Source organism: Nitratireductor sp. ZSWI3 (assembly GCF_024655565.1).
Classification (GTDB): Bacteria; Pseudomonadota; Alphaproteobacteria; order Rhizobiales; family Rhizobiaceae; genus Nitratireductor.
On record NZ_JANKOF010000088.1, the window covers coordinates 1 to 20164 of the forward strand.

General features: G+C 66.6%; 16 protein-coding genes. 7 read left to right on the plus strand and 9 right to left on the minus strand.

What is annotated here, in order from left to right; translation table 11 throughout:
• Positions 1 to 196: 196 nt before the first annotated feature.
• On the minus strand, positions 197 to 628 hold the full coding sequence (locus NUU27_RS20310) for an Lrp/AsnC family transcriptional regulator (protein ID WP_257764033.1): 432 nt from the start codon (positions 626 to 628) through the stop codon (positions 197 to 199).
• A 123-nt stretch (positions 629 to 751) separates the two neighbouring features.
• Here NUU27_RS20310 and NUU27_RS20315 point away from each other — a divergent pair, with 123 nt between their 5' ends.
• Complete coding sequence (locus NUU27_RS20315; protein WP_257764034.1) at positions 752 to 1852, plus strand: saccharopine dehydrogenase family protein; 1101 nt, start codon at positions 752 to 754, stop codon at positions 1850 to 1852.
• 106 nt (positions 1853 to 1958) lie between these two features.
• Positions 1959 to 2867: a DMT family transporter gene (locus tag NUU27_RS20320; RefSeq protein ID WP_257764035.1), complete on the plus strand. Its 909-nt coding sequence runs from the start codon at positions 1959 to 1961 to the stop codon at positions 2865 to 2867.
• Positions 2868 to 2889: 22 nt separating this feature from the next.
• On the opposite strand, the gene NUU27_RS20325 is transcribed toward NUU27_RS20320, so the two are convergent.
• A complete protein-coding gene (locus NUU27_RS20325; RefSeq protein ID WP_257764036.1) occupies positions 2890 to 3207 on the minus strand; it encodes a metalloregulator ArsR/SmtB family transcription factor in 318 nt (105 codons plus the stop codon).
• A 204-nt stretch (positions 3208 to 3411) separates the two neighbouring features.
• Here NUU27_RS20325 and NUU27_RS20330 point away from each other — a divergent pair, with 204 nt between their 5' ends.
• The 4 genes from NUU27_RS20330 (at position 3412) to NUU27_RS20345 (ending at position 9248) form a co-directional block, all read left to right on the plus strand.
• A complete protein-coding gene (locus NUU27_RS20330; protein WP_257764037.1) occupies positions 3412 to 4722 on the plus strand; it encodes an NAD(P)/FAD-dependent oxidoreductase in 1311 nt (436 codons plus the stop codon).
• 136 nt (positions 4723 to 4858) lie between these two features.
• Positions 4859 to 5062: a DUF2892 domain-containing protein gene (locus NUU27_RS20335; RefSeq protein WP_257764038.1), complete on the plus strand. Its 204-nt coding sequence runs from the start codon at positions 4859 to 4861 to the stop codon at positions 5060 to 5062.
• Between the two features lie 11 nt (positions 5063 to 5073).
• A complete protein-coding gene (locus NUU27_RS20340; RefSeq protein ID WP_257764040.1) occupies positions 5074 to 6036 on the plus strand; it encodes an efflux RND transporter periplasmic adaptor subunit in 963 nt (320 codons plus the stop codon).
• Entirely contained in the window at positions 6033 to 9248 is a 3216-nt protein-coding gene (locus NUU27_RS20345) for an efflux RND transporter permease subunit (RefSeq protein WP_257764041.1), read from the plus strand. Before NUU27_RS20340 ends, NUU27_RS20345 begins: the two co-directional genes overlap by 4 nt.
• A 23-nt stretch (positions 9249 to 9271) precedes the next feature.
• On the opposite strand, the gene NUU27_RS20350 is transcribed toward NUU27_RS20345, so the two are convergent.
• The 7 genes from NUU27_RS20350 to NUU27_RS20380 all read right to left on the minus strand — a co-directional run bounded on the left by NUU27_RS20350 (position 9272) and on the right by NUU27_RS20380 (position 18935).
• A complete protein-coding gene (locus NUU27_RS20350; RefSeq protein ID WP_257764043.1) occupies positions 9272 to 10402 on the minus strand; it encodes a M20/M25/M40 family metallo-hydrolase in 1131 nt (376 codons plus the stop codon).
• Positions 10403 to 10623: 221 nt separating this feature from the next.
• Positions 10624 to 11787 carry a M20 aminoacylase family protein gene (locus NUU27_RS20355; protein ID WP_257764044.1) on the minus strand — a complete coding sequence of 388 codons (1164 nt, stop codon included), beginning with the start codon at positions 11785 to 11787 and terminating at the stop codon, positions 10624 to 10626.
• Between the two features lie 32 nt (positions 11788 to 11819).
• Positions 11820 to 13481 (minus strand): ABC transporter ATP-binding protein, encoded by a 1662-nt coding sequence (locus NUU27_RS20360; protein WP_257764045.1) that lies wholly within the window; start codon positions 13479 to 13481, stop codon positions 11820 to 11822.
• Between the two features lie 249 nt (positions 13482 to 13730).
• Positions 13731 to 14615 (minus strand): ABC transporter permease, encoded by an 885-nt coding sequence (locus NUU27_RS20365; RefSeq protein WP_257764046.1) that lies wholly within the window; start codon positions 14613 to 14615, stop codon positions 13731 to 13733.
• Positions 14615 to 15556, minus strand: coding sequence for an ABC transporter permease (locus NUU27_RS20370; protein ID WP_257764048.1), 942 nt, complete (start codon positions 15554 to 15556; stop codon positions 14615 to 14617). The genes NUU27_RS20365 and NUU27_RS20370 overlap by 1 nt, the downstream gene beginning before the upstream one ends.
• Before the next feature lie 159 nt (positions 15557 to 15715).
• Positions 15716 to 17332, minus strand: a complete 1617-nt coding sequence (locus NUU27_RS20375) for an ABC transporter substrate-binding protein (RefSeq protein ID WP_257764049.1) — start codon at positions 17330 to 17332, stop codon at positions 15716 to 15718.
• Between the two features lie 73 nt (positions 17333 to 17405).
• A complete protein-coding gene (locus NUU27_RS20380; RefSeq protein ID WP_257764050.1) occupies positions 17406 to 18935 on the minus strand; it encodes a M81 family metallopeptidase in 1530 nt (509 codons plus the stop codon).
• A gap of 192 nt (positions 18936 to 19127) precedes the next feature.
• Here NUU27_RS20380 and NUU27_RS20385 point away from each other — a divergent pair, with 192 nt between their 5' ends.
• Positions 19128 to 19937 (plus strand): IclR family transcriptional regulator, encoded by an 810-nt coding sequence (locus NUU27_RS20385; RefSeq protein ID WP_257764051.1) that lies wholly within the window; start codon positions 19128 to 19130, stop codon positions 19935 to 19937.
• Positions 19938 to 20164: the final 227 nt, after the last annotated feature.

Genomic DNA, 20164 nt, shown 5'->3' on the forward strand with positions numbered 1-20164 from the left:
CCTCAAGGGGGGAGATTAGCTGACAACACCCCGTGTCGCATCCTCTGCAGCGTTGGACGGTTGGTCAAAATCCTTGCGGTCGTCCAATCTCCCCCCTTGAGGGGGAGATGGCCGGCAGGCCAGAGGGGGGTGTGCCGCGCGCGACACCGCTGGGCCGAAACCACGGCCGACCGCTTCCATCAAAACAGGAAACGAGCTAGCGGTCGATCCGCGTCGACAGGATGATGGAGCTCATCGTCCGGTCGACGCCCTTCAGGGCGCCGATCGTGTCGATCACCGCGTCGAGTTCGGCCACCGAGGGCGCCTCGACGATGATGATCATGTCGAACGAGCCGCTGACCGAGTGGACCGTGCGCACGGCGGGCACCTTCTCCATCGCTTTGATCACCTCGGCCGACAGCTTCGGCGACACGGTGACCAGGAGATGGGCGCGGATCTGCGCCGCGTCGTACTCGCCCGAGAGCCGTACGGCGTAGCCGGCGATGATGCCGCTGCGCTCCAGCCGCTCCAGCCGGCTCTGTGCGGTGGAACGCGAGACGCCGAGCCGACGGGCGATTTCCGAGACCGACATCCGAGCGTTCTCGCGCAACAGGGCGATCACCGACCGCTCGGACTCCAGTATCGTCATATCGCCCATAACCATCGTTGATTTGCATAAATATGTCCGTCAAACTATGCGATCTATCTCTTTAATTCAACGACGTCTGCGGCGACACTGTTTCCACTCCAACAGAATCGAAGAGGGAACGGGATGAAACAGATCGTGGTCACGGGCGCCGGGCGCATCGGCGCCACCATAGCCGAGATGCTGGCCGCTTCCGGCGACTACGCGGTGACGGTCGCCGACCGCTCGGCCAAGCAGCTTGCGGCCCTGCCGTCCCATCCGCGCATCGCCGGCGTCGAGGTCGATCTCGCCGACACGCATGCGCTGACGGCCGTTCTGAGCGGCAGGTTCGCGGTCCTCAACGCGGCCCCCTACCATCTGACGGTGCCCATCGCGGAGGCGGCCGCGGCTGGCGGCGTGCATTATCTCGACCTGACAGAGGATGTGAGGAGCACGCGCCGGGTGAAGGAGATCGCCGCTGCCGCCACCACCGCTTTCATCCCGCAATGCGGCTTGGCCCCCGGCTTCATCACCATCGCCGCCAACTCGCTGGCCAAGCGCTTCGATGTGCTGCACGACGTGAAGATGCGCGTCGGCGCGCTGCCGCAGTTTCCCGCCAATGCGCTCAACTACAATCTCACCTGGTCGCCGGAAGGCGTGATCAACGAGTATTGCGAGCCCTGCGAGGCGATCGTCGACGGCGAGCTGAAGGAGGTGGCGCCGCTCGAGGGGCTGGAGGAATTCTCGCTCGACGGCGTGCGCTACGAAGCCTTCAACACCTCCGGCGGCCTCGGCTCCATCTGCCAGGCGCTCGAAGGCCGGGTGCGCAACCTCAACTATCGCACGGTCCGCTATCCGGGCCATGCGGCGATCATGAAGATCCTGCTCAACGACCTGCGGCTTGCCGAGCGGCGGGATCTGCTCAAGGACGTGTTCGAGCACGCCCTGCCGGCAACCATGCAGGACGTGGTGGTGATCTTCGTCACCATCACCGGGCTGCGCAACGGCCGCCTTCTGCAGGAGAGCTACGCCAACACGGTGCATGCCGATCCGGCAGGCCTCGAGGCCCGCAGCGCCATCCAGAAGACCACCGCCGCCGGCATCTGCACGGTGCTCGATCTTCTCGCCACCGGCAGGCTGCCGGCGCGGGGGCTGGTGCAGCAGGAGGACATCGCGCTGGAAGACTTCCTCGCCAACCGTTTCGGCCGCACCTATGCGCCGGTGGAAGCTGCTGCCCGCGCGGCATGAGCCTGCGGAACGATTGTCTTGCGGCCAGCGACTAAAATCCGCTGGCCGTACCGTTTTGCCCCTATGTGACATTGCGGAGGCCCGGCGGGCTCCATACTGTCGCGCCATGTCCGCTGACCGCCCGCTTCTCGGCATTCTCCTGATGATCGGCTTCTGCGCGGTCGCCCCGATGGGCGACTCGATCGCCAAGCTGCTGGGCGCGACCATTCCGCTGATCCAGCTTCTCACGGTGCGCTTCGCCGCGCAGGCCGTGTTTCTCTTCCCGATCCTGTGGTGGACCGGCACGTCCATCGCCATGAGCCGGCGGGCCGTGCGCCTGACGGTGCTGCGCACGGCGCTGCAGATCGTCGGCATCGGCGCCATGTTCGGGTCGCTGCGCTACCTGCCCCTCGCGGATGCGGTGGCGATCGCCTTCGTCATGCCGTTCATCATGCTGGCGCTCGGAAAGTTCTTTCTCGGCGAGGACGTCGGCCCGCGGCGGCTGAGCGCCTGCATCGTCGGTTTCGCGGGCACGCTTCTCGTCGTCCAGCCGAGCTTCGCGACGGTCGGCGCGCCGGCCTTCCTGCCGCTGCTCGTCGCCGTCTCCTTCGCCGGCTATATGCTCGTGACGCGGCAGATCGCCCGCGAGGCCGATCCCATCGCGCTGCAGGCGATCAGCGGGCTTTTCGCGGCCATCGGTCTGGCGGCCCTGCTGCTGGCCAATCTCGGTCTCGACCTGCCCGCCCTGAAACTGGTCGCGCCCGACCTGCGCGAGGCGCTCCTGCTGCTCGGCGTCAGCGTTTTTGGAACCTTCGCCCATCTTCTGATGACGTGGTCGCTGCGCTTCGCCCCGTCGGCGACGCTGGCACCCATCCAGTATCTGGAGATTCCCTTCGCCACGCTGATCGGATGGCTGGTCTTCCGCGACCTGCCCAACGGGCTGGCCGCGGTCGGCATCGCGATAACGATGGGGGCCGGCCTCTACATCGTCTTCCGCGAGCGCGCGCAGGCAAGGCCGGTGCCGGCGGAGGTTTGAACGGCCCTGCAGCCCGTGCCGTTCAAGCCGTCTCCTGCGGCTTGCAGTAGATGCCGTAGAGCGTTTCGAGCACCCGCTCGACCTCGCTGGCGGCCAGGCGATAGTGGATCTGCTGTCCCTCGCGCCGCGTGTCGACCAGTCTGAGGGCGCGCAGCTTGGCGAGCTGCTGCGACAGGGCCGACTGGCTCATGCCCACCGCATCGGCAAGCGCGCTGACGCTCGCCTCGCCCTCCAGGAGATGGCAGAGGATCATGAGACGGTTCTGATTGGCCATCGCGGTGAGAAGCTCCGATGCGTCTCGCGCCCTGGCCGCGAACTGCGCGGTGTCTTTGCGTTTCATCTTTCCGATTGAACATATGAGCAGACAAACATGTTGTGCCGCATCGCTCTTCTGTCAAGCCGCCGGCCGGGCATCGGCATTTGATCGGAGTCAATGCCCTGCCCCCGGCGATGTCCGATAGTCGCCGGAAACCGGACGCGTGGATGTGCCCGCGCGGCTTTCCCGATCTGCACAGGCTGTCGGGTACTGTGGGAAGGAGCGGAAATGGCGAAGATCGCAATCCTGGGTGCCGGGCTGGGTGGCACCATCATGGCATATGAACTGCGCGAGGCGCTCGGCAAGGGGCACGAGATCTCGCTCGTCACGCTCGGCAGCCGCTACTCCTTTGTGCCGTCGAATCCCTGGGTGGCCGTCGGCTGGCGCGACCGCGAGACGATCGAGGTGGACCTGGAGGAGGTGTGCAGGCGGCGCGGCCTGGCGCTCCACCCGCAGGGTGCCAGACGTCTCCACCCCGAGGAAAAGCGCATCGAGCTGAACGACGGAGCCTTCCTTGACTACGACTATCTCGTCATCGCCACCGGCCCCGACCTTGCGTTCGACGAGATCGAGGGGCTTGGGCCAGAGGCCAATAGCCAGTCGGTCTGCCACATCGATCACGCGCTGCAGGCCAAGGAGGCGGTCGACGCGCTCATCCGCAAGCCCGGGCCGGTCGTCGTCGGCGCCGTGCAGGGAGCGTCCTGCTTCGGGCCGGCCTATGAGTTCGCTTTCATCCTCGACAAGGCGCTGCGCGACGCCAAGGTGCGCGACCGGGTGCCGATGACCTTCGTCACCTCCGAGCCCTATATCGGCCACCTCGGCCTCGACGGTGTCGGCGACACGAAGGGACTGCTCGAAAGCGCGCTGCGCGAGCACCACATCAAGTGGATCTGCAATGCCAGGGTGGAGCGCGTCGAGGCCGACAAGATGGTGGTCTCCGAGATCGCCGAGGACGGCAGCGTGAAGCAGTCGCACGAACTGCCGCAGGTCTTTTCCATGATGCTGCCCGCCTTCAGGGGCGTCGCCGCCGTGCGCGGCATCGAGGGGTTGGTCAATCCGCGCGGCTTCGTCCTGGTCGACAAGCACCAGCGCAATCCCGCCTTTCCGGAGATCTTCGCCGTCGGTGTCTGTGTCGCCATTGCGCCGGTCGGCAAGACGCCGGTGCCCGTCGGCGTGCCGAAGACCGGGTTCATGATCGAATCCATGGTGACGGCGACGGCCCGTAACATCGACCGGCTCGTGAAGGGGCTGGAACCGGATGCGGAAGCGACCTGGAACGCGGTCTGCCTGGCGGATTTCGGCGATTCCGGCATCGCCTTCGTCGCGCAACCGCAGATCCCGCCGCGCAACGTCAACTGGTCGTCGTCCGGCAAATGGGTGCATGCAGCCAAGGTCGGCTTCGAGAAATATTTCCTGCACAAGGTCCGCAGCGGTGTTTCCGAACCCTTCTACGAGAAACTGGCACTGCATGCGCTCGGCATCGAAAAGTTGAAGGAGATCAGGATCGAGGAACCGTCCGCGATCGATTCTAAAAATTAGAGCGGGATGCGGGCGGAAAACCGCTTCACACTTTTCGTCATCCCGCTCTGAGGCCGCGGCGGCCCGTGAGACGGCATCTTGCAAAATTCCGATAAGTTAATATATGAGCACATGCTAATATATATGGAGATACGTCATGTCCCTTGATAACGCCGTCCTCGCCTTCGCCGGCACCATGGTGCTTGCCTCGGTGGCACTGACCTTGTGGGTCTCGCCGCTGTTCGTCTGGTTCACCGTCTTCATCGGTCTCAACATGATCCAGGCGGCTTTTACCGGTTTCTGCCCGGCCGCCTTCGTGTTCCGCAAGCTGGGTGTGAAGCCCGGCGCCGTCTTCTCATAATCGGGACCGCCATGCGCCTCTTCCTCCTGCCGGCCGGATTGCTCCTGGCGAGCGCTGCGATGGCCGAAACCCTGACCCTGTCGCCGACCGCCATCGCGGAATGGAAGCCGGTCTACGGGCGCGTCGAAGCGCGCGACACGGTGCCGGCCCGTGCGCGCATCGGTGGCGTCGTGGTGGATCTCACCGTCAGCGAAGGAGACGTCGTGACGGCCGGCCAGCAAATCGGTTCGGTGCGCGACGACAAGATCGCCTTTCAGATCGCGGCGCTCGACGCGCAGCTCCGGGCCCTGCGCTCGCAGCTCGAGACGGCCGAAGCCGAACTCACCCGCGGCCAGACCCTGGTCGAGCGCGGGGTGATCACCACCCAGCGTCTCGACCAGTTGCGCACCGGCGCCGAGGTGCTGCGCAACCAGATCGCGGCGACCGAGGCGCAGCGTTCCGTGATCGAGCAGCAGGCTGCCGAGGGCGCCGTGGTGGCCCCTCTCGACGGCCGTGTTCTGAGCGTACCTCTGACGCGCGGCGCGGTGATCCTGCCCGGCGAGCCGCTCGCCACGATCGGCGGTGGCGGCTTCTTCCTGCGGCTCGCCATTCCCGAGCGGCACGCCGCCGCGCTGGAGGAAGGTGCGGCGATCCGCATCACCACCGAGGGCCGGGAGACGCAGGGGCGCCTGGCCAAGATCTATCCGCGGATCGAGAACGGCCGGGTCATCGCCGACGTCGAGGTCGACGGTCTCGACACGGCCTTTGTCGACGCGCGCGTGCTCGTGGAGGTGCCGGTCGGCGAGCGACAGGGCCTGCTCGTCCCGCAAAGCGCGGTCTCGACCCGCTCCGGTGTCGATTTCGTCACCGTCGAGGCCGGGGGCGGGGCCGTCGAGCGGGCGGTCGTGCCGGGTGAGATCGTCAAGCGCGAGGCAGGCCTGTTCGTCGAGATCCTGAGCGGTCTTGCCGCCGGAGACACGGTCGTCCTGCCATGAACGAGGCGCCCCAGAAGCTTGGCATTGCCGGCGTGCTGACGCGCGCCTTCATCAGTTCGCCGCTCACCCCCCTGTTCCTGATCGCCGCCTTCGTCTTCGGCCTCGTCGCGCTTGCCACGCTGCCGCGCGAGGAAGAGCCGCAGATCTCCGTGCCCATGGTCGACATCCACGTGCGCGCCGACGGGCTGAAGGCCGAGGACGCGGTCAAGCTCGTCACCGAGCCGCTGGAGACCATCGTCAAGGGCATCGACGGCGTCGAGCACGTCTATTCCCAGAGCGCTGACGACGGGGTCATGGTGACGGCGCGCTTCGTCGTCGGCACCTCCTCGGATGCGGCGGTCCTGCGCGTGCACGACAAGGTGCGCGCCAACATCGACCGCATCCCCGTCGGCATTCCCGAGCCTTTGATCGTCGGGCGCGGCATCGACGACGTCGCCATCGTGTCGCTCACCCTGTCGCCGAAACCCGAAGCGGCCGGCGACATGGGAGCCAACGACCTGACGCGGATCGCGCGCGAGCTGCGCACCGAGATCGCCAAGATCGACGATGTCGGCCTCACCTATCTGGTCGGCGAGACGGGCGAGCGGATACGCGTCGCGCCCGATCCGAGGCGCCTGGCGCTGAACGGCGTCACGCTGCAGCAGCTCTCCGCAAAGGTGAGCGGCGCCAACCGAGCCTTCCCGGCCGGCCGCGTGCGCGACAAGGGCGACCAGATCACCATCGTCGCCGGCGAGACGCTGCGCTCGCCCGCCGAGATCGGCAACCTTGTCCTGACCGCCCGCGACGGCCGCCCGATCTATGTGCGCGACGTGGCCGACGTCGCCTTCGTCGCCGATGCCGGCGAGGCGCTGGTGTCGACGGTGACGCGGTCGGACGGCGGAGAGATCCGGCGCGTGCCCTCGGTGACGCTCGCCATCGCCAAGCGCGCCGGCGCCAACGCGGTGACCGTCGCCGAGCAGATCCTGGAGCGGGTCGAGCTCCTGGAGGGCTCGCTGATCCCCGACAGCATCTCCGTCGCCGTCACGCGTAATTATGGCGAGACGGCCAACGAGAAGGCCAACGAGCTGCTGTTCCATCTGGGGCTCGCCACCATCTCCATCATCGCGCTGGTGTGGCTGGCCATCGGCTGGCGCGAGGCCGTGGTGGTCGCCATCGTCATACCGGTGACGATCCTGCTCACCCTGTTCGCCTCGCGCATCATGGGCTACACGCTCAACCGCGTGTCGTTGTTCGCGCTCATCTTCTCGATCGGCATCCTGGTCGACGACGCCATCGTCGTCATCGAGAACATCGCCCGCCACTGGGGCATGGGCGACGGGCGCGAGCGGCGGCGGGCGGCCATCGAGGCGGTCGCCGAGGTCGGCAACCCGACCATCGTCGCCACGCTGACCGTGGTCGCGGCTCTGCTGCCGATGCTGTTCGTGTCGGGCATGATGGGCCCCTATATGAGCCCGATCCCGGCCAACGCATCCGCGGCGATGATCTTCTCGTTCTTCGTCGCCGTGATGGTCACGCCCTGGCTGATGCTGAAGGTGAGCGGCCGCGCGCCGGTGCACGCCCATGGCCAGGGTGGGGGCGAGGGCGGCCACGGCGGTGCTCTCGGCCGCATCTACGGCATCGTGGCGCGGCCGATCCTCGCCTCGAAGAGCCGGAGCTGGCTGTTCCTGATCGGCGTCGGCGTCCTGACGCTCGGCTCGCTGGTGCTGTTCTACACGAAGGACGTGACGGTGAAGCTGCTGCCCTTCGACAACAAGTCGGAGCTGGCGGTGATCATCGACCTGCCGGAGGGCTCCTCCGTGGAGGCCACCGACGCGGTGGCGCAGGCCGTGGCGCGCGACGTTCTGGAGCTGCCGGAGGTCTACTCGGTGCAGACCCACGCCGGTGCCGCCGCCCCCTTCAACTTCAACGGTCTGGTGCGCCATTACTATCTGCGCGCCGAGCCGCAGCAGGGCGATGTGGCGCTCAACCTGACGCCGAAGGGCGAGCGGGACCGGTCGAGCCACGACATCGCGCTCGACGTGCGCCGGCGTCTCACCGCCCTGCCCGTGCCCGAGGGCACCAGGATCAAGGTTGTCGAGCCGCCGCCCGGCCCGCCGGTCATGGCGACGCTGCTCGCCGAGATCTACGGACCGGATGCCGAAACGCGCCGCCAGGTGGCCGCCAGGGTCGAGGAGGCGTTCCGCGCCGTGCCCTTCGTCGTCGACGTGGACAATTCCTACGGCGACCCGGCGCGCCGGCTGCGCGCCACGATCTCCACCGACGATGCCGAATTCTTCGGCGTGCAGGAGAGCGACGTGTTCGACACGATCGCCATCCTCGGTGGCGGCGCGACGGTCGGCTATTCGCATCGCGGCGAGGGGCGCCAGCCCATCCCCATCCGCATCGAACGGCCGAAGGGCGACAAGACGCTGGACGAGGTTTTCCTGACGACGCCCATCCCGGCCGACGTGCTGCCCGGCGCGCGCGGCGTGGTCGAGCTCGGCGACGTCGTTCGCGTTTTTCAGGAGCGCGCCTCCTATCCCGTGTTCCGGCACAACGGGCGGGCGGCCGAAATGGTGACGGCCGAACTCGCCGGCGATTTCGAGGCGCCGCTCTACGGCATGCTCGCCGTGCAGGAGGCCATCGATGCGCAGGACTGGACGGGGCTGCCGAAGCCGGTGATCAGGCTGCATGGCCAGCCGCTCGACGAAAGCCGGTCGACCCTTTTGTGGGACGGCGAGTGGGAGGTGACCTGGGTCACCTTCCGCGACATGGGCGCCGCCTTCATGGTGGCGCTGCTCGGCATCTACATCCTGGTGGTGGCGCAGTTCGGCTCCTTCAAGGTGCCGCTGGTCATCCTGACGCCGATCCCGCTGACCTTCATCGGCATTCTCGGCGGCCACTGGCTGTTCGCTGCGCCGTTCACGGCCACGTCGATGATCGGCTTCATCGCGCTTGCCGGAATCATCGTGCGCAACTCGATCCTGCTGGTGGATTTCATCCGCCATGCGGCCTCGCCCGGCCGGCCCCTGACCGAGGTGCTGGTCGAGGCCGGCGCGATACGCTTCAAGCCGATCCTGCTGACGGCCCTTGCGGCGATGATCGGCGCCGCCGTGATCCTCGCCGACCCGATCTTCCAGGGACTGGCGATCTCGCTGCTGTTCGGCCTCGCCTCCTCGACCCTGCTGACGGTTCTGGTGATCCCGGCGATCTACCGGGTGCTGAGGACCTGAACGTGGCCTGACCGCGAAGCGCCCTATTCCAGCCGGATCAGAAGCCCCGCCATCAGCCGGGCGCGCTCGACCAGGCTGTCGACCTCGATATATTCGCCGAGCGTGTGCAGGCCGGCGCCGCGCACGCCGATGGAATCGAGCGTCGGGATGCCCAGCGCGCCGGTGAAATTGCCGTCCGATCCGCCGCCGGCGCTGGCATGCGTCAGCTCGAAGCCGATCTCGCCGGCAATGCCTCGCGCCAGCTCATAGACGGCCATCGTGCCGGCGTCGGGCTCCCAGACCGGGCGGGTGACGCCGCGCGTCACCTCGATCACCACGTCGTTCTCCTCGCCGGACAGGGCCAGCATGCGCTTGACGCCGTCATCGAGATCGGCCTGGCGCTTGGCCATCGACAGCACTTCCGCATCGCAGAAGGAGGAGACGCAGTTGACCCACTGGCCGGCATGGACGACGCCGACGGAGAAGGTGCAGTCCTCGCCCGTCATGGACTCGATCTCGAGCACCTTGCGGGCCATGGCGGCGATCGCCGAGCGGCCGTCCTTCAGCGCCCAGCCGGCATGGCTCGGCCGGCCGGCGGTCTTGACGTTGAAGCGGGCGATGGCGTAGCGGCCGGTGACGGCGCCGCCGTCGGGGCGCGCCGGCTCGGGCACCAGCACCACCTTGTTCTTGCGCGCTTCCATCTCGATCAGCTCACGCGTCGAGGGCGTGCCCACCTCCTCGTCGGGCGTGAACAGGACGGTGATCGGCAGCGGCGTCTCGACCCCGGCCAGCGCCAGCTGGCGGATCGCCTCGACACTCACATAGTTGCCGCCCTTCATGTCCTGGATGCCCGGGCCGTAGCAGCGTCCGTCCTCGATGCGCCAGGGGTTCTTGGCCAGCGTGCCGACCGGATGCACCGTGTCGAGATGACCGGAGATGAGGATGCCCGGCTTGCCGAAATCCTTGTGCGGAAAGCGCGCGCGAACCGAGCCGCCGAAGCCCATGCGGCCGGGAATGCGCTCGATCTCGGCGCCTGCGGCGGCAAGGTCGTAGGCGGCAAGGTCCATCATGCGGTCGACGGCCGCCGGATCGAAGGTCGGGCTCTCGCACTCGATCCAGGGCTTCAGCCCGGCAAGCATCGCGTTTGTGTCGAACGGCAGTTTCTGGAAATTCATGGAATGTGTCCTGGTTGGGTGTTCTGCAATGCTGGTGCCCTTCGATACCCCCCCTCTGGCCTGCCGGCCATCTCCCCCTCAAGGGGGGGAGATTGGCTGTCATTGCCGGCTTTGCCAACCTGCAACGCTGCAGGATACGCAAGGCTTCGGTGAAGGATGATCTCCCCCCTTGAGGGGGAGATGGCCGGCAGGCCAGAGGCGGGTGCGAAGGGGCGCGACTACTAACCAGCCAGCCTCTTCTCGACGATGCGTGCCATGATGCTGGCGCCGATCGGCAGCATGTCGTCGTCGAGGATGAAGCCGGGATTGTGCACCGGCACCGAGCCCTTGTGCCCGAGCGTGCAATAGGCACCCGGCACCACCTTCAGCATGTCGGCAAAATCCTCGCTGCCCGTCACCAGCTCCGGGGTGATGGCGGCGTTGTCCGCACCGACGATCTCGGCTGCGGCATCGCGATAGGCCTCCGAGAGGTCCGCATCGTTCATCAGGACGTCGAAGATCGGCCGCAGGTCGGGAACGATCTCCACCTCGTAGCTCTCGGCGAAGCCGGCGCACAGTTTGGTGACCCGGTCGTGGACGAGGTCGCGCACCTCGTCGGAGAAGTAGCGGATCGTGCCGCAGAGCACGGCCTTGTCGGGCACCACATTGTAGGCCGAGCCGGAGTGGATCTGGGTCACCGAAAGCACGGCCGGCTCCGTCGGCTGCACGTTGCGGCTGACTACGGATTGCAGGGCCTGCACGAGCGCTGCGGCGATGACGATCGGGTCGCGGGCATGGTGCGGCTGGGCGCCGTGGCTGCCAATGCCGTTGATGGTGATGTCGAAGAAGGTCGCCCCGGCCATCGCCGGCCCCGGCTTGATGCGGAATTGGTTCGCATCGGCCATCGGGTTGTTGTGCATCCCGTAGATCTCGTCGCAGGGAAACTTCTCGAACAGCCCGTCGGCGAGCATGGCGCGCGCGCCGCCCAGCCCCTCCTCCGCCGGCTGGAAGATCATCACCGCACACCCGGCGAAATCGCGCGTCTCGGCGAGATAGCGCGCTGCGCCGAGCAGCATGGTCGTGTGGCTGTCGTGCCCGCAGCCATGGAAGGCGCCGGGGTTCTTCGAGGCGTAGGGCAGGTTTGTCAGCTCGTCCATCGGCAGCGCATCCATGTCGGCGCGCAGGCCGACCGTGCGCCCGCCGTCCCTCTTGCCCTTGATGACGCCGATGACGCCGGTCTTGCCGAGGCCGGTGTGCACTTCGTCGACGCCCCATTTCTTCAGGAGCTCGGCGACGATGCCGGAGGTGCGCACTTCCTCGAAGCCGATTTCGGGGTGCTCATGGAAATCGCGGCGGATCGCCGTCAGTTCTTCGGCATAATCGGCGATCTTCGGCAAAACGGGCATGACTATCCTTTCTGAAACAAGATCAGACCACCTCAGGCGGTCTGCAATTCACGGAAGTTGGCGAAGTCCCACTGGCGCCCCGGCGCGGCCTCGATCAGCGCGCGCGTGTAGGGATGCTGCGGGTTGGCGAGCACGTTGGCGGCCGTGTCGTGCTCGACGATGCGCCCGTGCTGCATCACCACCACCTCGTCGCAGATCTGCGCGGCGACGCGCAGGTCATGGGTGATGAACAGGATGGCGATGCCGAGCTTCTGCTGCAGCTCGTCGAGCAGGTCGAGGACCTGTGCCTGGACCGACACGTCGAGGGCGGAGACCGCCTCGTCGGCGACCAGCACGTCCGGTTCCATGGCGATGGCCCGGGCGATCGCCACACGCTGCCGCTGACCTCCGGAGAACTGGTGCGGATACCGGTTCACCGCATCGTCAGGCAGGCCGACCAGCGTCAGCAATTCGGCCGCCCGCTTCAGCGCCGCCTGCTTGTCGGTGCCGATGTTGAGCGGCCCTTCGATCAGGCTGCGCCCGATGGTCCAGCGCGGGTTGAGCGAGCGGAACGGATCCTGGAAGACGATCTGGATGTGCTTGCGGTAGGGCCTCAGCTCACGCCGCGACAGCCGGGCGATCTCCTGGTCGGCGACACGGATGTCGCCGTCCGTCGGATCGACCAGCCGCATGATGCAGCGGGCCACGGTGGATTTCCCCGAGCCGCTTTCGCCGACGATGCCGAGCGTGCGGCCGCGCGAAATGGAAAAGTTCACGTCGCTCGCCGCCCGTGTCGGCTCGCGCCGCACAAAGACGCCGTGCGCGCCATAGACCTTCTGCAGCCCGCTGACGGAGAGCACCGTGCCGTCCGCCGACATCGCCCTCGGCGCCCGCGGCGTAAGGCTCGGCACTGACTGCAGCAATTGCTTCGTATACTCCTGGCGGGGGCGGCGAAGCAGGTCTTCGACGGGCGCATGCTCGACGATCTGGCCGAGCTTCATCACATGCACCGTGTCGGCGATCTCGGCGACCACGCCCATGTCGTGCGTGATGAAGAGCACGGCGGTGCCGTGGGTTTCCTGCAGCTCGGCGATCAGGCTCAGGATCTGCTTCTGGGTGGTCACGTCGAGCGCGGTGGTCGGCTCGTCGGCGATCAGCAGTTGCGGCTCCAGGATCAGCGCCATGGCGATCATGATGCGCTGGCGCTGACCGCCGGAAAGCTGGTGCGGATAGGAGCGGTAGATGCGCTCCACGTCCGGCAGGTGCACCTGATTCATGATGTCGAGCACGCGGGCCTTCTTCTCGCGGGCCGGCAGCCTGGTGTGCGTGTCGAGCACCTCGCCGATCTGGTCGCCGACGCGGATCACCGGGTTGAGCGCCGTCATCGGTTCCTGGAAGATCATCGAGATCTTGCGGGCACGCATGTCGCGCATGGCTTGCGGGCCGAGCTCGAGAAGATTCCGGTTCTCGAGCTCGATGCGTCCCCCCGTGGCGACCAGCGCGCCCTTCGGCAGCAGACCCATGATGGACAGCGAGGTGACGGACTTGCCGGAGCCGGATTCGCCGACGAGACAGACCGTCTCGCCCTGGCGGATCTTCAGCGACACCCGGTCGAGCACCGGCGGGGCCGTGTCGTTGCCGGCAAGGCGTACGGTCAGGTCGCGGACTTCCAGAACGCCCGGCACATCGTCGAAACTGCGGGTCTTGAACTTCATGGCCGGCGTCTCCGACAGGGTGATGATTTGGGAAGGCCGGCGCGGTAGCCCCACGCCTTACCCCTCCCCTCAAGGGGGAGGGGTATGATGGAGCGCACCGCCTTTCTTCCCTCCCCCTTGAGGGGAGGGGTCCGAAGGACGGGTGGGGGTCGCAGGCGGAGCCTGCAAGAAAAACCACAGGCGATTGCCCTGCCCTCAAGAGGGAGATGCCCGGCAGGCCAGAGGGGGATGTGCGAGAGCATCGTCATCTCATGCCTCCCGTTTCTTCAGGCGCGGGTCGAGCATGTCGCGCGCCGTGTCGCCGAGCAGGTTGATGGACAGGATGCAGAGCGACAGCATCAGGCCGGGCCAGAAGATGAGCGACGGCTTGAGCTGGAAGTAGATCCGGCCCTCGGCCATGATGTTTCCCCAGGTCGGGATCTCGGTGGAAACGCCCGCCCCGAGGAAGGACAGGATCGCTTCGGTCAGGATCGCCGAGGCGCAGATATAGGTGCCCTGGACGATCAGCGGCGCCAGCGTGTTCGGCATCAGGTGCTGCCAGAGGATCTTCGGCATCGACGAGCCGAGCGCGATGGCCGCCTCCACGTAGGGCTCCTCGCGCGCCGACAGCACGACCGAGCGCACCAGCCGCACGACGCGGGGGATTTCCGGAATGGTGATGGCGCCCATCACCGACCAGATGCTGGGCCCGTTGAGCGCCACCAGCGCGATGGCGAGCAGGATCGAGGGGATCGCCATCAGGCTGTCCATGATGCGCATGATGATGGCGTCGGCCGTGCGGAAGAAGCCGGAGACGAGACCGATCATGAGGCCGATCATAACGCTGACGACGGCGGCGCCGAGACCGATGAACAGCGAGATGCGGCCGCCGGTGATGACGCGCGAAAGCACGTCGCGGCCATAGGCGTCGGTGCCGAGCGGATGGACGTCGCTCGGCCCCTTGAGGCGTTGCACCGCATCCATGGCGAGAGGGTCATGCGGCACGATGAGCGGTGCGGCAAGCGCCAGGAACACGATCACGAACAGGACGATCGCGGCGATGATCGGACCGGCGCCGGCGCGCCAGCCGCGCGGCACGGCGATTGCTCCGAACAGCCATTGCAGCCGGGCTGCAGGTTGTGGACTGGCAGCCATCAGTAACGGATCCTCGGGTCAAAGAAGGTGTAGGACAGGTCGATCAAGAGGTTGATGAAGACGTAGAGCCCGCTCGTCAGCAGGATCATGCCCTGGATGACAGGATAGTCGCGGGCAAGGATCGCATCGACCGTGAGGCGGCCGATGCCGGGGATGTTGAACACGCTTTCGGTCACCACCACACCGCCGATCAGCAGCGCGAAGCCGGTGCCGATGATGGTCATGATCGGCACGGCGGCGTTGCGCAGCGCATGGCGGAACAGGACGACGGTTTCCTTCACGCCCTTGGCGCGGGCGGTGCGGATGTAGTCCTCGCCCAGCACCTCGAGCATCGAGGCACGCGTCATGCGTGCGATCAGCGCCACATAGATGGTGGCGAGCGTCAGGCATGGCAGGATGGCGCGCGAGAGGAACTTGCCGAAGCCCTCCGAAGGCGCGGCATAGCCCTGCACCGGCAGCCAGCGCAGCTCGATGGAGAAGGCCTGGATGAACAGATAGCCGATCACGAAGACCGGGATAGAGAAGCCGAGCACCGAAAACGCCATCACCAGATAGTCGACCCAGGTGCGGTGCCGCCAGGCGGCGAGCACCCCCATGGGCACGGCGATCAGCACCGACAGGGCGATCGTCAGGATGGCGATGTTGAAGGTCGGCCAGATCCGCTGGCCGATCATCTGGGTGACCGGCGTCCTGGAGATCAGCGAGGTGCCGAGATCGCCCTGGAAGAGGAGCTTGGCCCAGGTGAGGAACTGGATGTGCAGGGGATCGGCAAGGCCGAGCGATGTGCGGATACGCTCCAGCTGCGCTGGGGTCGCCGCATCACCGGCGATGATGGCGGCGGGGTCTCCCGGCGTGAGCCTGAGGAGCAGGAAGACGAAGATGGCGACGATGAGCATGACCGGTATGACGGCCAGGATGCGCCGGATGATGTAACCTAGCATCGCGGATGCTGTCCTTTGACAAGCGTTCCTGAATAAAAGAGCTCGGGGCACGCGGCTCCGGCCAGGGAGCAAGACGGCGCCGCGAATGAGTTTCCTCGCATTGCCCCGAGCAGAGCCGCCCGGCCGTTGCAGCGCCGGGCGGGATTGGCTTGGCGGCCGTCAGTCCGCCTTTTCGATGTTCCAGAAGACAGGCACCGGAGACGGGATCATGTTGGTCAGCTTGTTGCTGCGCGCCTGTGGCGAAGCATACTGGCCAAGCGGGATGTAGAGGACCTCGTCCATGTTGTGCTTCTGGATCTCGACCGCCACTTCCTTCTGCTTCTCCGGCGTGTCGGCGGCGATGAAGGCGGCGCGCAGCTCCTCCATCTTGTCGTCCTTCGGCCAGCCGAACCAGGCATCGTCGCCGCGGCCGTTGAGCATGGGGCTGATCAGCGGCGAGTTGATCTCCGGCACCATCCAGTTGGTGAAGAAGATGTTCCAGCCGCCTTCGGCGGGCTTCGCCTGGCTGGCGCGGCGCGTCACCAGCGTCTGCCAGTCCATCGGCTGCATGTCGACGTTGAAGCCGGCGTTGCGCAGGGCCTGCGCCGCCACCACGGGCTGCGCCGTCAGGCTGACCACGTCGGTCGGCTGCATGAGCACGATCGGCGTGCCGTCATAGCCGGCTTCCTCAAGCAGCTTCTTGGCGCCTTCGATGTCGCCGCCGGAGGTCAGGGTCTGCGAGCCGGACTCGTCGGCGAGCGGCGTGCCGCAGCCGAAGATCGCGCCGCACACCTTGTAGTAATCCGGATTGCCGATCAGCGTGCCGAGCACGTCTTCTTGGCTGAGCGCCATCTGCGCGGCCTGGCGGATCTTCTTGTTGTCGAAGGGCGGGTGCTTGAAGTTCATGCGGCCGATGGTCTGGTAGCCCAGCTCGTCGCGTGTCTCGACCGTCACGTCCTCGCTCGTCTCTAGGAGCGGCAGAAGGTCGATCTGCACCTGCTCGAGATAATCGATCTCGCCCGAGAGAATGGCGTTGATGCCCGTCTGGGCGTCGGGCATCGTCACCCACTTGACCTCGTCAACCTTGACGTTCTTGCCGCCGGCCATCCAGCTCGCCGGCTCGCTGCGCGGCACGTAGTCTTCGAACTTGCGGTAGGTGACGGAGACGCCGGGCTGATACTCGTCCTCCACGAAGACGAAGGGACCCGAGCCCGTATAGTCGGTGATCGCCTCCTCGGGCGGCGTGCTGGCCACCCGCTCGGGCATGATGAAGGGCGGAACGGCCGATTGCTTGCCGACCGTGTCGAGCAGCGCCGGGAACGGGCTCTTCAGCGTCCAGACGATGGTCTTGTCGTCCTTCGCCTCGAGGCTCTCCGTCACGTCGAAGATGAGCTGCCCGCCGGAATCGCGCTTGCCCCAGCGCTTCAGCGAAGCCACCGCATCGGCGGCCGTCACCGGCGCGTCGTCATGGAATTTCAGCCCGTCGCGCAGCGTGAAGGTGTAGACGAGGTTGTCGTCGGAGACGGTCCAATCGGCCATCTGCGGCTGCGGCTTGAAGTTCTCGTCGACGGCCACCAGCACGTCGTAGATCATGTAGCCGTGGTCGCGGGTGATATGGGCGGTGGTGATGACCGGGTCGAGCACGCGCAGGCCCGAATGCATGACCGCGGTGATGGTCTTGGCCATGGCGGGCGTGGCGAGCGCCGTACCGCCGATCAGGGCAACGCCGGCTAACAGCCCCAGCGTGGCCCCCCGCATGTGCCCCTTGAAATGGTGAAGTCTCTCCTGAATACGCATCGTGTTCCCTCTTTTGTTGGATTTGAATTGCTGCGTTTGGCGTGACTTTATCGCTTGCCGCGTAAGATCGTCTTCAGGCCTCCATCGTCTCATGCGCGGCCGATCGGCGGAAGGCCGGCCCGTTGGGCGACAGGCGCATGCCGTCGGCGAGCTTCGTCCAGGCGAGATCGGCCGGATCGAGCGGCATTGGCCCGGGAGCCGTGCAGACCAGGATCGTCTCGGCGATGGGCTCGAAATCGGCGCGGAAATGCACCGAGCTCTTGTTGACGAGGATCGCCATGTCCGTCGGCTCGATGCCGACGAAGCGGTACATGGCCAGATCTGCCATCTGCGCCTTGTGCGAGGCGACCACCACCTTGACGCCGCCGATGGAAAGGCAGGCGGATGGCCCGACATTCATATGCGTGCCGCCGTAATAGGGGCCGGTCGCGTGCAGATCGCCGTTGGAAAGCTTCTCGACACGGAAGGTCGCCTCGAGCGGCGCATCGCCGCTGATGCCGGATTGCCCGCCGAGCGCGATGGTGACCTCGGCCCCCTCCCCTGCCGCATGGGCGGCGCGCGCCGCCTGCGGGTCGACCATCATGCCGATGGCGGCTTTCTCGGCGCCGTTGCGCAGCAGCGCGCGCAGCATGCCGGTGGTGTTCGAATCGCCCCCGGCGCCGGGATTGTCCTGCGTGTCGGCGATCACCACGGGGCGTCGAGCGGTCCCGGCGATGCGCATCGCTTCCCGCACGCCTTCGTCGGGCGCGTAGGCGCGGCCGGCAAAGGCGCTTTCGCTGGCCATGATGCGCTCGTAGAGACGGTCCGCCGCGCCGTTTGCCGCTTCCTGCGTTTCACCATAGGCAATGACGGTCTGTCCGCATTCCTCGATGTCGGCTGCCGGAAAACCCATCCAGTAGGAGACGCTCGCCACTTCGCCCGTTTCGAGCGCGGCGACCTTGGCATAGAGGCTCTTCGCGGGCTCGATGAACGTGCACTGCCAGGGGATCGAGGTCAGGTAGGGCAGCCGGCGGAAGGCCCTGGCATAGGGCGCGCCGCGCGCCATCAACTTGTCCAGCCCCTCGGCGGCGCGGCGGCCCGTCTCGGCCATGTCGATGTGAGGGTAGGTGCGGAAGGCGACCAGCAGATCGGCCTCGCGGACCATCCGTTCCGTCGTGTTTCCATGCAGGTCGAGGCTGACGGCGATGGGCACATCCGCGCCGACCACTTCGCGCACGCGGGCGATGAGCTCGCCCTCGCCGTCGTCGATATGCTCCGCCACCATGGCGCCATGCAGGTCGAGGCATACGCCGTCGAGCCGGCCGGCGCCGGCGATGCCCTCGACGATCTCGGCGGCGATCCGCTCATAGGCGTCGCGCGTCACATGGGCGGAAGGGATGGCGCCGGTCCACAGGATCGGAACCATGTCCCAGCCGGCCTTTTCCCCATGGGCGACGCTGCCCGCGATGCCGAGGTTGACGCCGGTGCAACGGGCGAGAATTTCCGCCCCGCGCGAGAGCGGCAGATAGCCGCCACCCTGCTCGAATTGTGCGTAAGTCGCTTTGGACGGCGCGAAGGTGTTCGTCTCGTGCAGAAACCCGGCCAATGCGACCCGCTTGCTCATGCCATCCCCCTTGCCTGAACGCATAAAGGCATTCGAACGCCACCGGTTCTGCACAAAAGCGATTTTCGGGTCGACGCCCCGAAGATCGCGTGATGGTGTGAAAATCAAAAGTATCGCTATGCAATACCTTCGTATCGATGGTACGATAAGTGTGCTACGGTTCATGTGTCAAACAGTTTTTGGGGGTGCTGCTTGCGCTATGTTCAAAGAGCGGAATACGGGGTTCGGCCCGCCACCAGCGTGGACGAGAGCGACCCGCTGTTCGTCCAGGCGATCGCCCGCGCCATGCGGGTTCTTTCAGCCTTTCACGACACGGGAAAGCCGTTGACGCTGAACGAGATCGCTGCGGGAAGCGGCATGGACAAGAGCGCGGCGCAGCGGGTCGTCCACACCCTGCGGCAGCTCGGATACGTGCAGCGCGACGCGGACGACCGGGGCTATGTGCCGGGCATCCGCATTCTCGACCACACGCGTGATTATCTGCGGCTCAATCCCCTCGTCTCGCGCGCCTCTCCGGTGCTTCTGGAGCTGCGTCGCAACGTGCGCGAGCGCGTCGACCTCAGCCTGCGCGACGGGCTGCGGCTCGTCTATGCGGCCCGTCTGCAGAGCAAGCGCGAAACCTTCTTCGCAACGCTCGTCGGCCAGAGCGTGCCGATCTACTGCACCTCGGGGGGGCGCGCGGTGATGGCCCATATGAGCGATGCCGAGGTGGACGACGTCATCGCCCGCTCCGACCGCCGCAAGATCACGCCGCGCACGATCACCGACCCGGATGCGATCCGCGCCAAGGTGCGCGAGGCGCGCCAGAACGGCTATGCGCTGGCGCTGGAGGAGGTGCTGCAGGGCGAGATCGCCATCGCCACGGCGATCCTGTCCCCCGGCGGCACGCCGCTCGGCGCCATCCACATCGCCGGATCGCTGAGCGAATGGGACGCGGAGACCTTCTGCCGCCGCTTCGCCCCTCTGGCGACGGAGGCGGCGGGAGCGCTCAACCGGTTTTAGAGCCTGGCAGAGGTTGAGCACCCCTCATCCCCCTGCCGGGGCCTTCTCGCTCTCAGGGGCAGGGCAATCGCCTATGGTTTTCTCTTGCAGGCTGCGCCTGCGACCCCCCACCCTCGGTCCCTCCCCTCAAGGGGGAGGGAAGAAAGGTGGTGCGCTTCATCATCCCCCTCCCCCTTGAGGGGAGGGGTAAGGGGTGGGGGTACCGCGCCGCCAAACGCGATTGCCCT

Excerpts from the sequence above, each read along its gene's own strand:
- NUU27_RS20310 (WP_257764033.1), bottom strand. The coding sequence starts at position 628 with ATGACGATACTGGAGTCCGAGCGGTCGGTGATCGCCCTGTTGCGCGAG.
- NUU27_RS20315 (WP_257764034.1), top strand. The coding sequence starts at position 752 with ATGAAACAGATCGTGGTCACGGGCGCCGGGCGCATCGGCGCCACCATA.
- NUU27_RS20320 (WP_257764035.1), top strand. The coding sequence starts at position 1,959 with ATGTCCGCTGACCGCCCGCTTCTCGGCATTCTCCTGATGATCGGCTTC.
- NUU27_RS20325 (WP_257764036.1), bottom strand. The coding sequence starts at position 3,207 with ATGAAACGCAAAGACACCGCGCAGTTCGCGGCCAGGGCGCGAGACGCA.
- NUU27_RS20330 (WP_257764037.1), top strand. The coding sequence starts at position 3,412 with ATGGCGAAGATCGCAATCCTGGGTGCCGGGCTGGGTGGCACCATCATG.
- NUU27_RS20335 (WP_257764038.1), top strand. The coding sequence starts at position 4,859 with ATGTCCCTTGATAACGCCGTCCTCGCCTTCGCCGGCACCATGGTGCTT.
- NUU27_RS20340 (WP_257764040.1), top strand. The coding sequence starts at position 5,074 with ATGCGCCTCTTCCTCCTGCCGGCCGGATTGCTCCTGGCGAGCGCTGCG.
- NUU27_RS20345 (WP_257764041.1), top strand. The coding sequence starts at position 6,033 with ATGAACGAGGCGCCCCAGAAGCTTGGCATTGCCGGCGTGCTGACGCGC.
- NUU27_RS20350 (WP_257764043.1), bottom strand. The coding sequence starts at position 10,402 with ATGAATTTCCAGAAACTGCCGTTCGACACAAACGCGATGCTTGCCGGG.
- NUU27_RS20355 (WP_257764044.1), bottom strand. The coding sequence starts at position 11,787 with ATGCCCGTTTTGCCGAAGATCGCCGATTATGCCGAAGAACTGACGGCG.
- NUU27_RS20360 (WP_257764045.1), bottom strand. The coding sequence starts at position 13,481 with ATGAAGTTCAAGACCCGCAGTTTCGACGATGTGCCGGGCGTTCTGGAA.
- NUU27_RS20365 (WP_257764046.1), bottom strand. The coding sequence starts at position 14,615 with ATGGCTGCCAGTCCACAACCTGCAGCCCGGCTGCAATGGCTGTTCGGA.
- NUU27_RS20370 (WP_257764048.1), bottom strand. The coding sequence starts at position 15,556 with ATGCTAGGTTACATCATCCGGCGCATCCTGGCCGTCATACCGGTCATG.
- NUU27_RS20375 (WP_257764049.1), bottom strand. The coding sequence starts at position 17,332 with ATGCGTATTCAGGAGAGACTTCACCATTTCAAGGGGCACATGCGGGGG.
- NUU27_RS20380 (WP_257764050.1), bottom strand. The coding sequence starts at position 18,935 with ATGAGCAAGCGGGTCGCATTGGCCGGGTTTCTGCACGAGACGAACACC.